This window comes from Pseudomonas sp. Irchel 3E13, from assembly GCF_900187455.1.
Lineage (GTDB): Bacteria > Pseudomonadota > Gammaproteobacteria > Pseudomonadales > Pseudomonadaceae > Aquipseudomonas.
In genome coordinates this window covers 347232-359915 of record NZ_FYDX01000004.1, presented here as the reverse complement: position 1 = coordinate 359915, position 12684 = coordinate 347232, and the positions used below count along the sequence as shown (strand labels likewise).

Here is a 12684-nt window from a genome sequence, read left to right as displayed (position 1 = left end):
TTCGGGCCCTTCAATTGACCTTCACCAGGCCGCCCTTGATGGTCAGCATGCCGCCGCCATCCACGGTCTGTTCGGCGCCGCCCTTGTTGGTCAGGCTGATGCCGGCATCGTTGGTCATGGTGGTGCCGGCCTTGTTCTCCAGCGAGGTGCCGGCCTGGTTGGCGAACGAGGTGCCAGCCTTCTGCGCGATGGAGGTGCTGGCCTGCACGGCAAGGTCCGCGCCGCTCTTGACGGTGAAGCTGGCGCCGCTCTGCAGGGTGATCTTGCCGGTCACCTTGATGGTCAGGTCGCCGTCGATGGTCAGGGCGTAGTCGCCGGTAATCTTCTCGGTGAAGTTGCCACCGGTCTTGTGGGTCTGGTCGCCGCCGACGGTCACGGTGCGGGTGTCCTTGACGTCGAGGCTGTCACTGCCGGTCTGGATCTCGACGGTGCGCTTGCCCTTTTCCAGGGTAATGGTTTCGTCGCCTTCCTTGACCGTGCGGGTGCGGGCGTTCTGGACGGTCTGGGTTTCGTCGTGGCCGATGGTCACGGTGGCGTCGTTGAGGACGTTGGTGTTGAAGTCTTTCTGCGCCTGCAGGAAGACTTCCTCGGCGTCCTTTTTGTCTTCGAAGCGCAGGGCATTGAAGCCGCCGCCGCCCTTGGAGGAGTTGGTCTTGATCCCCGACTGGGTCTGGTTGTCGGGCAGGGTCCAGGGCACCGAGTTGTCGCCGTTGTAGACGCAGCCGCTGACCAGTGGCCGGTCGGGGTCGCCGTCGATGAAGGTGACGATCACTTCCTGGCCGACCCGCGGTACGAACTGCATGCCGAAGCTCTTGCCGGTCCAGGGCAGTACCACGCGGACCCAGCAGGAGCTGGTTTCGTTGTTCTTGCCGTCGCGGTCCCAGGGGAACTGGATCTTGATCCGGCCATATTCGTCGGTCCAGATTTCCTCGCCGGATTTGCCGACCACCGTGGCGGTCTGGGTGTGCATGCGCGGTTTCGGCGTGACCCGCTGCGGGCGGTAGGTGGTGGCCTTGGGGATCGCTTCGAAGCGGTTGCGGTAGCTGTCGTGGCTGACGTCGTGGGTCACCGAGGTGACCACCCAATCGATGTTCAGGCTGGCGTCGTCATGGCCGCTGAGGGTGAAGTAATGACCGGGCACCAGCCAGCGGCAATCGCTATCGCCGACAAAGCGCTTTTCCTGGGTGCGCAGGCCGTCGACGCGCTGCTTGGTCAGCGCATCGCCACGGGATTTCTCGATGTAGCCGCCGGGATGCTCATACGCCGTGCGCGGCCCGGTCTTGGCCTCGGCCTTGCTGTACAGCGAGGTGGTCGGGGTGGTGAAGGCGTAGTCGCTGGCCGAATAGACCCCGGCCACCGCCTGCAGCACCAGTTGCCCGGAGCGGATGCCATGCAGTTCGCGGCCGCCCATGCCCTGGCCGAGGTAGCTCACCGCCGCGCCGTTGGGCAGGGCCGGGAAGGCTTCGTTGTTGTCGGCCAGCACCAGGGTGTGAACGCCGTCTTCATGGGTGAAGAACCAGAAAATCCCTTCTTCTTCGAGCAGGCGGCAGACGAAGGCGAAGTCGCTTTCGCCGTATTGCACGCAGTATTCCCGCGGCGTGTAGCTGCCCGTAAGGGACAGCTTGTAGTCGCTGAAACCATGGGCGTCGAACAGGCTGGTGACGATGTCGGAGGTGGACAGGTTCTGGAACACCCGGTTGTTGCTCGCCAGGTTCAGCCACCACAGCCACGGCCGCAGCACCACCTGGTACCGCTCCGCACTGGCGTCGGCGGGCAACTGGTGGACCTCGGCGATCAGGCCGTCCAGCGGGCGCAGTTTGCTGTCGTTGTGCAGGGTGGCGGTGAGGTGGCTGGCGACCGCGTCGGTCAGGGTCAGGGTGCTGTCGGCGTACCCACGCAGCACCTGCAGCCCCAGGCCGTTGAGCATCTCACCGCCACTGAGCGACTCCGGATAGAGGTCGCTGAGGGCGCTGGCGGTGAGGGAAAGGCTGGTGTTGCTGTCGGTGGCGCGGGGCATCTGGGGTCTCGAACAATCAATGGCCTTGGCGGACTTTACAGGCTGGCGAGGGCAGAAGTCTTGCTCACTCCAGCGCCCATTCCGCGAGTTTCCCCGTGACCTGCTTCATCAGCACGTTTTCGATGTCCCGCGCGCCGGCACCGCTGCACTGGGCGAGCACCGCCTTGACGATGCCGCGGTCGAAGTCGAACTGCTTGCCGGTGGCAGCCTTGTAGCGCTCGCGGAGTTTTTCCAGCTTGGCCAGGACGATGCCTTCCAGGGTCACCTCGTCCAGCGGGTGGTAGGGCACCACGGTCATGCGCGCGAGGAACGCCGGGCGGAAGGCCTTGAGCAAGACCTTGTGCAGGCGCTCGTTGAATACTTCGCCGTCCAGCTCGGCCTTGGCCGTGTCGAGGATCAGTTCGGCGCCGACGTTGCTGGTGGCGAGCATCACGGTGTTCTTGAAGTCGACGATCAGGCCGCTGCCGTCTTCCATCACGCCTTTGTCGAAGACGTTGTAGAAGGCTTCGAGCACGTCCGGGTGGGCCTTTTCGATCTCGTCCAGCAGCACCACCGAATAGGGCTTGCGCCGCACCGCTTCGGTGAGCACGCCGCCGCTGCCGTAGCCGACGTAGCCGGGCGGTGCGCCCTTGAGCTGGCTGACGGTGTGGGCTTCCTGGTATTCGGAGAGGTTGATGCTGATCAGGTTGCGCTCGCCACCGTACAGCGCGTCGGCCAGGGCGTAGGCGGTCTCGGTCTTGCCGACGCCGGTCGGGCCGGGCAGCAGGAACACCCCCACCGGTTTCTGCGGGTCGGTCAGCCCGGCGCGGTAGGCCTGCAGGCGCTGGGCGATGGTGTCGAGGGCGGTTTTCTGGCCCATCACCCGCTGGCCCATGCGTTGGCCGAGGGTGCGCACGGCGTGGGCTTCGTCGGCGAGCATCTTGCCCACCGGGATGCCGGTCCAGCCGGCGATCACCGCGGCGACGATCTTCGAATCGACCTGCTCCGGCACCAGCGGGTCGTCCTGGCGAATGGCGTCCAGCCCGGCTTCCAGGCGCAGCAGTTCAGCGGCGAGGTGGTCGATGCGGCTGTCGGTCTCGGGGTCGCGCTTGGCCGTGTCGGCGTCGGCGCGCTCGCTCAGGGCGAGCAGTTCGCGGCGGGTGTCGAGCAGCTCGCGGACGGCCTCGCGCTCTTCGCTCCAGCGGGTTTCCAGCTCGCGCATGGCCTGCTGGTTGACCGTCAGTTCGGATTCCAGGCGGGTGATGCGGTCGCGGTGGTCCTGGCCGGTGGCTTGTTCGCGGCGCAGGCGTTCGACTTCTTCGTTGAGGCTGTGCTGGCGATGGCGCAGGTTTTCCAGCGGCGGCGGCACGTCGTGCTGGCCGAGGGCGACCCGGGCGCAGGCGGTGTCGAGGATGCTGATCGCCTTGTCCGGCAGTTGTCGCCCGGAGATGTAGCGATGGGAGAGTTTGACCGCGTCCTGGATCGCGGCGTCGAGCACCAGCACGCCATGGTGCTGTTCCAGTTTGCTGGCGATGCCGCGCAGCATCTGCACGCAGGTGGCTTCGCTGGGTTCTTCGACCTGGACCAGTTGGAAGCGGCGGGCCAGGGCCGGGTCTTTCTCGAAGTACTTCTTGTATTCCTGCCAGGTGGTGGCGGCCAGGGTGCGCAGTTCGCCGCGGGCCAGGGCCGGCTTGAGCAGGTTGGCCGCGTCGCTGCCGCCCTCGGCGCCGCCGGCACCGATCAGGGTGTGGGCTTCGTCGATGAACATGATGGTCGGCTTGGGCGCGTTGCGCACCGCCTCGATCACACCTTTGAGGCGCTGTTCGAACTCGCCCTTGACCCCGGCGCCGGCCTGCAACAGGCCGAGGTCGAGAACCCGCAGGCAGACGTCTTGCAGGGCAGGGGGCACGTCACCGGCGGCGATGCGCAGGGCGAGGCCTTCCACCAGCGCGGTCTTGCCGACGCCGGGGGCGCCGACCAGGATCGGGTTGTTCTGCCGCCGCCGCAGAAGGATGTCGATGCACTGGCGGATTTCGCCTTCGCGGCCGATGATCGGGTCGATGCGCCCGGCCCGGGCGTCGGCGGTGAGGTCCTGGGTGTACTGCTCCAGCACCGGGTCTTCGGTGTTTTTCGCCGCGGCCTTGCCGCGTTTGGTCGGGGCATTGGCGGCGGGCTGTTCGCGGGAGGCGGCGGTCCATTCCTGGAACTTGCCGCGCAGGGTATCCAGCGGGATGGCCAGCAGCGGCGCGGCGCTGTTGAGCAGCAGGCTGCGGTATTCCTCGCGCTCCAGCAGCACCAGCAGCAACAGACCCGAGCGGATGCTCTGTTCTTCGCGCACGCCGGCTTGCAGCACGGCGTCCTTGAGCAGGTTGACGGTCTGCGCCGAGAGCGACGGCGTGCGGGTATTGCCGGACTTGAACAGCTCCAGGGTGCGGTTGATCTGTTCATTCAGGGCATCGCGCTCGACCTTGAGCGGCGGCAACAGGCACGCCAGGTCGCCACCAGGAATCTCCAGCAGTTCCAGCAGGAAATGCTCGATCTCGATGAAGTGATGACCGCGTTGCAGGCAACGCTGCGCGGCGCGCTCCAGTGCATTGTGGGTGTCGCTGTTCAACCAACCGATCAGGCTGCCGAGCTCCATGTTCACACCTCTGCCGGCTGTTGTAGCCGGGTATTGAATACCTGACGGCGGGTCGGGTCGCTCTTGCGCTGCAACCCGTTGTTCCAGTTCAGCCGCGGACGGTTGTCGTTCATGAGGAACATCGGCCGGGCGCCGTCGATCAACAGCGTCAATGCGCAGTCTAGATCGGGGCCGAAATACAGGGCGGCAAGATCGGCCAGTTGGTGGTGGGTGTCGCCACCGGGCAGCAGCGGTTTGGCCTGTTCGGCGCTGAGCGGGCCGATGTGCAGGCGGATGCCGGCGTGCTCGTCCCACATGCGTTTGCCGGCGATCGCCGTGCGCCCCAGTTGCAGGTTGCGCCCGCCACGTTTGAGCACGCTGCGACTCGCCGGCGGGATGTCGCACCAGGCGCCGTCATGGCCTTCGACACGCAGCGGCAGGTTGAAATGATGGCGGACGATCGAGGCGAAACCGGCCAGCGAGCGCCGCCCGCCGGTGATCAGCGCGGTGCGCGCCAGCAGCGCGGCGTCGGGCAGTTTCTGGCGATCCTGCAGGCCGGCCGGCAGCAGCCCGGCCAGGGCGCGCAGTTGCTGTTGCACCGGGGTATCGCGGGCTTCGGCGAAGCCGAGGGCGACCCGGTGCTTGCGCAGGGTGCGGTAGAGCAGGCTGAGCAGGCGGTGCTGGAACAGGTCGAGAAATTCCGCCGGCGCGTGGTCGCGCTCCAGCGCCCGTTGTTGCAGCCACTCCTGGAACGCGTAGGGCAGCGGGCCGTCGGGGCCGCCAAGGCCGAAGATCGGCGTGCTGAGGATCGGCCGCGGATCATGGGCGTCGTGGCTGATCTTTTCGATCTGGCTGGCGGGAAACACCGGCATCAGCGGGCCGCGCAGGCGCACCGCTTCGTTCTGCGGGACGCTGCCACGGCCCAGCGAGGTCGCTTTCTGGTTCTCGTGCTCGAGGATCAGCAAGGCCTGGAGCAGCTCGAAGCCTTCGGGCCGTGCGCGCAACGTCTCGCTCAGAGGCACAGCGGCATGCCGGCTTGCGGGCTCCATGTCTTGATCTCCTTGGTGGCATCGTCGGCATCGACCAACACGGTGGTGATAAAGCGGTTGGCCGTGGCGTACAGCGAGAAGAACTGCGCCAGTACCGCGGAAAACAGCACGGTGCTGTGTCCGGCGAAGTGCGCCGGGTCCAATTGAATCCGCACTTCCAGGCCCTTGCGCCAGCCGCGCCAGGCGTCCTTGCCGACATGCCCGACGATACGTTCGCAGGCCAGGCTTTTCAGCCCGTCGATCTGCCGGCCGGCGCTGGCCTCGTTGCGCAGGTTGTGCAGGGTCAGCATCTCGCGCAGGGCATCGAGCGCCTGCTCGCCTTCGACCAGCGACAGGTGATTGAGGGTCAGTTGCGACACCAGCCGCCAGCGCGACTGGCCGTCAAGGTTAGGCACGCCTTGCGAGCTGGGCGGGTTGACCAGGCGGGCAGTGGCCGGCGCGCCGGGGCGCTCGAACGCCAGCACGGTGCCGGCCGCCAGACTCTGCGCCAGGTGCCGGTTGGTGCATAGCAGGTCGGCGCTGAGGCTGAAGTCCCAGCTTTGGCTACGCGGATTGAAGCCGGGATCGACCAGGCTGACCAGTATGTCGCTGCCGATCCGGTTCGGCGTCAGGCCATTGATGCGCCGCGCATGCCAGTACATCTGCGCGTTGCTGCTGTGCTGGCTGCCGTAGTACGGCGCCACCGGCCGCACCACGCCATCGGCGGACAGGGTGCGCATGCCGCGGATGCTGTGGATTTCCACGCTGTTTTCGCGGTGGGCATCGGCGACCAGACGGTACTCGCTGTTCTTGCCATCCGGGCGCAGCGGCTCGGAGGTGCGGCGGAACAGGTTGATCGCCGGCACGCAGCCCAGGGCGATATCGCTGGCCTGCAGGTGCAGGTGCGGCGGCGTCGGGCGGTCGAACACCAGGTACAGGTCAAGGCTGTTGCCGTCGATGCGGGACGGGTCGAGCGGCACATCGAAGAAGTGGAATTTCTCCGGGAACGCGAAGTACTCGGTGAGCAAGCGCAAGCCCGGGTGCACGCCGTCTTCCTCGGGCAGCAGGGCCTGGTCGTCGGCGAAACCGACCACCTCGGGCAGGCGGGCCTGCTTGTCCGGGCGCTTCAGGCGTTGCGGGCGTTCGCCGGGGGCGTTGTTGAACACGCCGATGGTGTGGGCACCGAGCAGGTCATACAAGGTGGCGTTGACCATCGGCGAGGCGTCCAGGTGCAGGCGCAACTGGCGCACATCCAGTGCGTTGAAGGCCGCCTTGCCTTGATAGTCGATGCGCAGGCGCAGGGCGGAACCGGCGTTGTACTGGCCGGTCAGCTTGCGGGCTTCGTCGCCGTCGAGCAGCACCGCATCGGTGATTTTCAACGGCCACAACGTCACCTCGGCGCCGGTGCGGAAATAGATGCTTTCGCCGCGGGTGGTGGTGACGAACAGCGAGGTGTCCCGCGCCAGGGTGTAGCCGCTGTCCAGGTTGCCTTTGCCCTCGGCGGGTTCGATCCGCACGATGGTGCAGGAGGGCAGGGGCCGCAGGGCCAGCGGGTAGAGTTGTTCGAGCAGGGCGTCGCTGAATTCGGCGTAGTCGTCGTCGAGGCGCCGTTGCAGGCGCGCCGAGAGCAGGGCGAAGCCTTCCAGCAGGCGTTCGACATGCGGGTCCTGACTTTCTCCCGGCGACAGCTCCAGACGCCGCGCCACCTTGGGGTAGCGGTTGGCGAAGGCGCTGCCAGCGTTGCGCAGCCAGGTCAGTTCACGTTGGTAATAATCCAGAAGCAGCGGGTCAATCGAGTCGCTCATGGCTGACCTCCAGACCCGTGTCGGTCTTGTCCACCACGAACGCCACCGGCCATTGCTGGCTGCCCTGGCGCAGCAGTCCGCTGAGCAGGATGCTCAGGCTGCGGGGTTGCCCGGCCACCAGCCGCACGTCCACCTCGCCCAGTTGCAGGCGCGGTTCGAAGTGCGTGATCGCGGCACGGATTTCCCGGGCGATGCGCCGACGGTCGTCGGGGTTGCTCGCCTGCAGACCGCTCCAGTCGCCGAGGCCGTAGTCCAGCACCGTTGGCGGCGAGGTCCGCGACGGGCCGGCGCGCCGGCTGTTGAGCAGGCGCAGCAGTTCTTCGCGGACCGACGTGGCCAGGGCGTGACGGTCGAGTTGCGGCGCGGCGTCGCCGGCCCCGGCCAGGCGTTCGAACAGCAGCGGGCGGTTGCCCGTGGAGGACATGATCGACTACCGCGACTTAGCTGCCTGCCTTGTTGAGTTTCATGTCCCAGGTAGTGGCGGCCGTGCCTTCCTTGACGCCGTCGTATTTCTGCGTGGTCAGTTCCCACTTGATCTTGGTGAAGTTCAGGGAAATGGTTTCCACCGGCTTGCCACCGGTACCGCCGCTGACGCTGACGTTGGAGAACACCACGTTGTCGAGGGTGTAGACGATGAACGGGAGAATCTGCCCGCTGCCTTCGGCGGCGTTACGGCCGATGGTGATCTTGGCCTGGGCAATCGCCTTGCCGGAGGTGCAGTACAGGTTCAGGTTGGGGGTGGACGTGTCGACGAACTTGGTCAGGGTGAACTCGCCGACATGCGGCTTGCCCGAGGTCCGCTCGGTGTTACTGACGTCGTTGGTGACCTGCATGGCGACGTTGTGGCTGTAGGACATGATTTCGATCTTGTCCGTGAAGCCTTCGAGCTGGCTGTCACCTTTGATGTCGTCGCCCAGGTCCAGAATGATCGCATCCATCGCGTAAAGCTCCTGCTGCTAGAAATTTGGAATGAAAGAGGGGGAGCGGCTCCCGCGGGCGAACCCGCGGGAGTCACGGTCAGGCGGCTGCCGAAGGCGGCAGGGTCGCGACCAGGCGGATCGAAGCGGTCAGTTCTTCCAGCTGGAAGTGCGGACGCAGGAACACGGTGGCACGGTAGGCGCCTGGCTTGCCAGGCACTTCGGAAACATCCACACGGGCTTCGCGCAACGGGTACTGGGCCTTGATTTCCTGAGGGGCGTTATCGTTGATCAGCACGTAGTCGGCGATCCAGTTGTTCAGGTAGGTCTGTACGTTGTCGCGGGTCATGAAGCTGCCGACCTTGTCGCGCATGATTACCTTGAGGTAATGAGCGAAGCGCGACGACGCCAGCACGTACGGCAACATGCTCGAGACGCGCGCGTTGGCGTTGGCCTCGTTGGTGTTGTAGGCGCGTGGCTTGTTGGTGGTCTGGCCGCCGAAGAACACGGCAGTGCCGGTGTTTTTCTTGTGGCACAGGGAGATGAAGCCGAGGTCGTTCAGCTCTTTCTCGCGGCGGTCGGTGATGGCGATTTCGGTCGGGCACTTCAAGGTCAGGTCGCCGGAGGCGGTCTTGAAGGTGTGCTGCGGCAGGTTGGTTACCGCACCGCCACTTTCAGCGCCACGGATCGCCGCGCCCCAGCCGTATTTGGCATAGGCGTCGGTGAGGCGTTGGGCCAGGGCCCAGGCGGCGTTGCCCCAGAGGTATTTCTTGCCGTCGGCGCCGGCGACGTCTTCGTTGAAGTCCATGCCGTCGACCGGCAGGGTGTCCTTGCCGTAAGGCAGGCGCAGGAGGAAGCGCGGCAGCACCAGGGACACGTAGCGCGAGTCCTCGGTGGCGCGGAAATCACGCCATGGGCCCAGTTCCAGGCTTTCGAAGACTTTGGCCAGGTCCTTGGGAACCGACAGGTCGTTGAACTGCTTCATGTCGAACAGCAGCGGGCTGGCGGCGGCAATGAATGGCGCGTGAGCGGCGGCGGCAACTTCGGAGAGCTTGGTCAGCAGGGCGATGTCCTGCGGGTGACGGCCGAAGTAGTAGTCGCCAACCAGGGCGCTGAACGGGTAGCCACCGAAGGTGCCGTATTCCTCTTCGTAGATCTTCTTGAACAGGACGGTCTGGTCGAAGTCGACGGCGCGGGTCAGGTCCTTGCTCAGCTCGTTCTGCGAGACGTTGAGCAGGCGCAGTTTCAGACGGGTGCCGGTTTCGGTGTTGCTCACCAGCATGTGCAGGCCGCGCCAGGACGCTTCGAGCTTCTGGAAGGCTTCGTCGTGGAGGATTTCGTTGAGCTGGTCGCTGATCAGCTTGTCGATCTGGCTGATGCGGTTGTTGATCAGGGCGCGGGTGTCAGTGTCTTGACCCTGGCTGGCGGCGAGGGCCTTTTCCAGAACCTGGCTGGCGAACTCGGCGATCATGTCCTGGGCATAGACCTTCTGACTGTCGTCATGAACGATCTGGCCTTCCTTGATGATCTTTTCCAGCAGGGTGAGGGTCTGGGTGCTGCCTTCGCTTTGATTCTCGGTGCTTGACGCGGGCATGGTGGTGTCTCCGGGAGCAGAGGGGGGATCAGACGTGCGAGTCAGGAGGGGCTGGACCGATTACTCGGTCTTGGTCTCGGTGTTCTCGCCAGGCACTACGTCATCGTCTTTTGTCCCGGGCGGCGTCTCGTCTTTCTTGACTTCGCCAGTGCTGGCGGTGGTGCCGGAGCGGGCGGCCTTGATCGCTTCCAGGTCTGCTTCGGTGCTCTTGAGCACTTCCTTGAGCAGTTCGTCGAGCTTGTCGTTGCCGTCGAGCTTGGTCAGCAAGTCGCGCAGGCGCTCACGGGCTTCGAACAGCACCTTGAGCGGCTCGACTTTCTTCACCACGTTGACGGGGTCGAAGTCCTCGATCTTGCTGAAGCTGAGCTTCGCGCTGAGGGGATTGCCTTCTTTGTTGAGGGTGTTCTTGACGTTGACGGTGACGCTGGGGGCGATGGATTCGACGACTTTGTCGAAGTTATCGCTGTCGATGTCGACGAAGCGGCGCTCGTTGAGCTTGGCCGGGTTCTGCGTGGCACCCGAGAGATCGGCAAGAACACCAACCACCAGAGGCAATTCCTTTTTCTCGATGGCGTTACCGGTTTCTACGTCATAGGTGATCTGCACGCGAGGCGGACGGACCCTGTCCAGCTTGTGCTGAATACTTTCTACCATAGTGGCTGACTCCGATGCAGAAGGCGGGCGCAATGCAACGGTTTCCCACTGATCGCAATCCCTTGCTAGACCGCGGCGTGGACACGCTCTTGTCGAGGTTCCTGTTTTCCGCAATCACCTCAATTCGTCATGGTGGCGAATTGGCATGGATGCTATAACAGGCATGCCGAAATGCAAATAAAACTTTTCTTGGATCATCATGCGTCTTAAAAAGTTCATATCCATCAAGATTTTGGCGGTACTTTTGACAGCCTCGGCAATGGCCGGATGTTCATTGTTTGGATCCAAGGTTAGTGTCGATGGCGTCACCCTGGATGTTGCTTTGCGCGCAAACGATGATTCGCCGATCGCCGTGGATTTCGTGGCCGCCAACGATGTTGACCTGCTTGGAAAGTTGTCCGGGCTGACAGCAAAACAATGGTTTGCCACGCGTGAACAATATCAGCGCGACTTTCGTCAGTACTTGCATGTTTGGGGCATGGAGCTAGTGCCTGGACAGTTGATTGAATCGTCAACTTTCCCGCTTGATGGAAAGCCGTCGGTTGGACTTCTGGTATTTGCCAATTATCAAAGTCCGGGCGCCCATCGCTTGCGCCTTGAAGACCAGCGCAGCATCCGCTTGAAATTCGACAGCCGTGAAATGACCCTGCTCGACCAGAACACACGCTGACCGCGGCCGCCGCCGCGCTTGGCCATACGCCAGATACAGGATGTGAAGGGACTTTATGAGCGTGCGACCTGATGTGGTCTGCTGGTACGAAGGCATGCAATTGCTGCCCCAGCATTTTCAGTTGCAAGGGCTGCGGGCCGAGGCCATGGCGGCCCACCTGGCACTGGCTGCCAACCCCTGGTATTGGGGCGTAGCGCATTTCGAACACGACCCCGCCGCGCTGGTGGCCGGCAAACTGCGCCTGCTGAGCCTGGAGGCGACCATGCCCGACGGCATGCCGGTCAGCCTCGGCGCGGCGCAGGAAACCCAGCTTGAGCTGGACCTGGCCAAGCCGGTGAAGGATTCCGAGACCTCCACCGTCACTGTCTACCTGGCGTTCAACCCGCTCTGGCAAGGCCAGCGCCTGCGCCCGATGGAGGGGCGTTGGCAGTCGGAACTGAGCGAGCCGGTGCCCAATCTCGACAGCGGCCTGGACGATGAACGCGTCACCGTCTGGAAGCCCGCGCCGCGCCTGGTCACCGACCGCGACAAGGCCGACAGCGTGTGCCTGCCGCTGATCCGCGTGCGCAAGGAAAACGGCGTGTACAAGGCCTTGCCCGACTTCGTCGCGCCGAGCCCGCGGGTTACGCCGCAATCGGTGCTGGGGCAGCGGGTGCTGAAGTTGTGCGCCATGGTGCGGGAAAAGTGCGGGTCGATCGGCGTGCGCCTGCAGGGCGTCGAGCTCGAAGGCGACCCCGCCCGCGCCCGGGTATTGCGCAGCCAGTCGGCGGCGCTGTGGGCGCGATTGCCAGAAGTCGAGGGCGCGCTCTACAGCGGCATCGCCACACCCCAGGCGCTGCACGGCCTGCTGTTGGGCATGGCCGGAAGTTGGGCGGCGCTGGATCCGGTCAACGGCGTGCCGGCGTTTTCTCCGCTGGAGTTTCTTGACCTGTACCGCGGCTATGACGAAGTCCTCGACTGGCTGGAACGCAGTCTGAAGAAAGTCCGCGAAGGGCTGCGCAGCGTGCCGTTCGAACAGAAGGGCAACGTCTACGAGATCCAGTTGCCGTCTTTCGATCCCTCCCGTCCGTTGCTGGTCGGCCTGCGCATGCCACCCGGAGCACCCGAGCCAGACGCTTCGCTGTGGCTGGGGCGGACCATCATCGCCTCGGCCGGCAATGTCGCTGACCTCGCTCGCCAGCGTCGACCGGGCCTCAAGCACAGCGCCCTGGACCTGGCCCGGCAGGCCGCCAGTGGCGTGGGTAGCGAGACCCGGCTGTTCGAGATCGATACGGGCGAGCACTGGTTCAACCCGCAATTGCCGTTGCAGATCGTTTCGCCGGGGAATGGGGAAACCTTCAAGCCTTGGCAGATTGTTTTGTTGATTGACGACAACCACGAAGAAGTCGCCTGACACGGTA

The 12684-nt window shown here is 64.7% G+C and carries 10 protein-coding genes; 2 read left to right on the top strand and 8 right to left on the bottom strand.

What is annotated here, in order from left to right; genetic code table 11:
- Positions 1–10 precede the first annotated feature (10 nt).
- From tssI to tssB, 8 genes are all read right to left on the bottom strand, one after another.
- Complete coding sequence (gene tssI / locus CKW37_RS08480; RefSeq protein WP_095155240.1) at positions 11–2017, bottom strand: type VI secretion system tip protein VgrG; 2007 nt, start codon at positions 2015–2017, stop codon at positions 11–13.
- A gap of 64 nt (positions 2018–2081) precedes the next feature.
- On the bottom strand, positions 2082–4637 hold the full coding sequence (tssH, locus tag CKW37_RS08475) for a type VI secretion system ATPase TssH (protein ID WP_095155239.1): 2556 nt from the start codon (positions 4635–4637) through the stop codon (positions 2082–2084).
- A gap of 2 nt (positions 4638–4639) precedes the next feature.
- Complete coding sequence (gene tssG, locus CKW37_RS08470; protein ID WP_095155238.1) at positions 4640–5665, bottom strand: type VI secretion system baseplate subunit TssG; 1026 nt, start codon at positions 5663–5665, stop codon at positions 4640–4642.
- Entirely contained in the window at positions 5629–7449 is a 1821-nt protein-coding gene (gene tssF, locus CKW37_RS08465; RefSeq protein WP_095155237.1) for a type VI secretion system baseplate subunit TssF, read from the bottom strand. Before tssF ends, tssG begins: the two co-directional genes overlap by 37 nt.
- Complete coding sequence (gene tssE, locus CKW37_RS08460; protein WP_095155236.1) at positions 7433–7873, bottom strand: type VI secretion system baseplate subunit TssE; 441 nt, start codon at positions 7871–7873, stop codon at positions 7433–7435. The genes tssF and tssE overlap by 17 nt, the downstream gene beginning before the upstream one ends.
- A gap of 16 nt (positions 7874–7889) precedes the next feature.
- Complete coding sequence (locus CKW37_RS08455) at positions 7890–8387, bottom strand: Hcp family type VI secretion system effector (RefSeq protein ID WP_095155235.1); 498 nt, start codon at positions 8385–8387, stop codon at positions 7890–7892.
- A 79-nt stretch (positions 8388–8466) separates the two neighbouring features.
- Positions 8467–9960: a type VI secretion system contractile sheath large subunit gene (tssC, locus tag CKW37_RS08450; protein WP_095155234.1), complete on the bottom strand. Its 1494-nt coding sequence runs from the start codon at positions 9958–9960 to the stop codon at positions 8467–8469.
- Between the two features lie 60 nt (positions 9961–10020).
- Positions 10021–10614, bottom strand: a complete 594-nt coding sequence (tssB, locus tag CKW37_RS08445; protein WP_095155233.1) for a type VI secretion system contractile sheath small subunit — start codon at positions 10612–10614, stop codon at positions 10021–10023.
- A gap of 199 nt (positions 10615–10813) precedes the next feature.
- Here tssB and CKW37_RS08440 point away from each other — a divergent pair, with 199 nt between their 5' ends.
- Positions 10814–11284, top strand: a complete 471-nt coding sequence (locus tag CKW37_RS08440; protein ID WP_095155232.1) for a type VI secretion protein — start codon at positions 10814–10816, stop codon at positions 11282–11284.
- Between the two features lie 55 nt (positions 11285–11339).
- Complete coding sequence (gene tssK, locus CKW37_RS08435; protein WP_095155231.1) at positions 11340–12677, top strand: type VI secretion system baseplate subunit TssK; 1338 nt, start codon at positions 11340–11342, stop codon at positions 12675–12677.
- Positions 12678–12684: the final 7 nt, after the last annotated feature.

What these genes read in the sequence shown, in the direction of transcription:
- CKW37_RS08455 (WP_095155235.1), bottom strand. Translation starts at nt 8,387, where the DNA reads ATGGATGCGATCATTCTGGACCTGGGCGACGACATCAAAGGTGACAGC.
- tssC (WP_095155234.1), bottom strand. Translation starts at nt 9,960, where the DNA reads ATGCCCGCGTCAAGCACCGAGAATCAAAGCGAAGGCAGCACCCAGACC.
- tssH (WP_095155239.1), bottom strand. Translation starts at nt 4,637, where the DNA reads ATGGAGCTCGGCAGCCTGATCGGTTGGTTGAACAGCGACACCCACAAT.
- tssI (WP_095155240.1), bottom strand. Translation starts at nt 2,017, where the DNA reads ATGCCCCGCGCCACCGACAGCAACACCAGCCTTTCCCTCACCGCCAGC.
- CKW37_RS08440 (WP_095155232.1), top strand. Translation starts at nt 10,814, where the DNA reads ATGCGTCTTAAAAAGTTCATATCCATCAAGATTTTGGCGGTACTTTTG.
- tssB (WP_095155233.1), bottom strand. Translation starts at nt 10,614, where the DNA reads ATGGTAGAAAGTATTCAGCACAAGCTGGACAGGGTCCGTCCGCCTCGC.
- tssE (WP_095155236.1), bottom strand. Translation starts at nt 7,873, where the DNA reads ATGTCCTCCACGGGCAACCGCCCGCTGCTGTTCGAACGCCTGGCCGGG.
- tssF (WP_095155237.1), bottom strand. Translation starts at nt 7,449, where the DNA reads ATGAGCGACTCGATTGACCCGCTGCTTCTGGATTATTACCAACGTGAA.
- tssK (WP_095155231.1), top strand. Translation starts at nt 11,340, where the DNA reads ATGAGCGTGCGACCTGATGTGGTCTGCTGGTACGAAGGCATGCAATTG.
- tssG (WP_095155238.1), bottom strand. Translation starts at nt 5,665, where the DNA reads ATGGAGCCCGCAAGCCGGCATGCCGCTGTGCCTCTGAGCGAGACGTTG.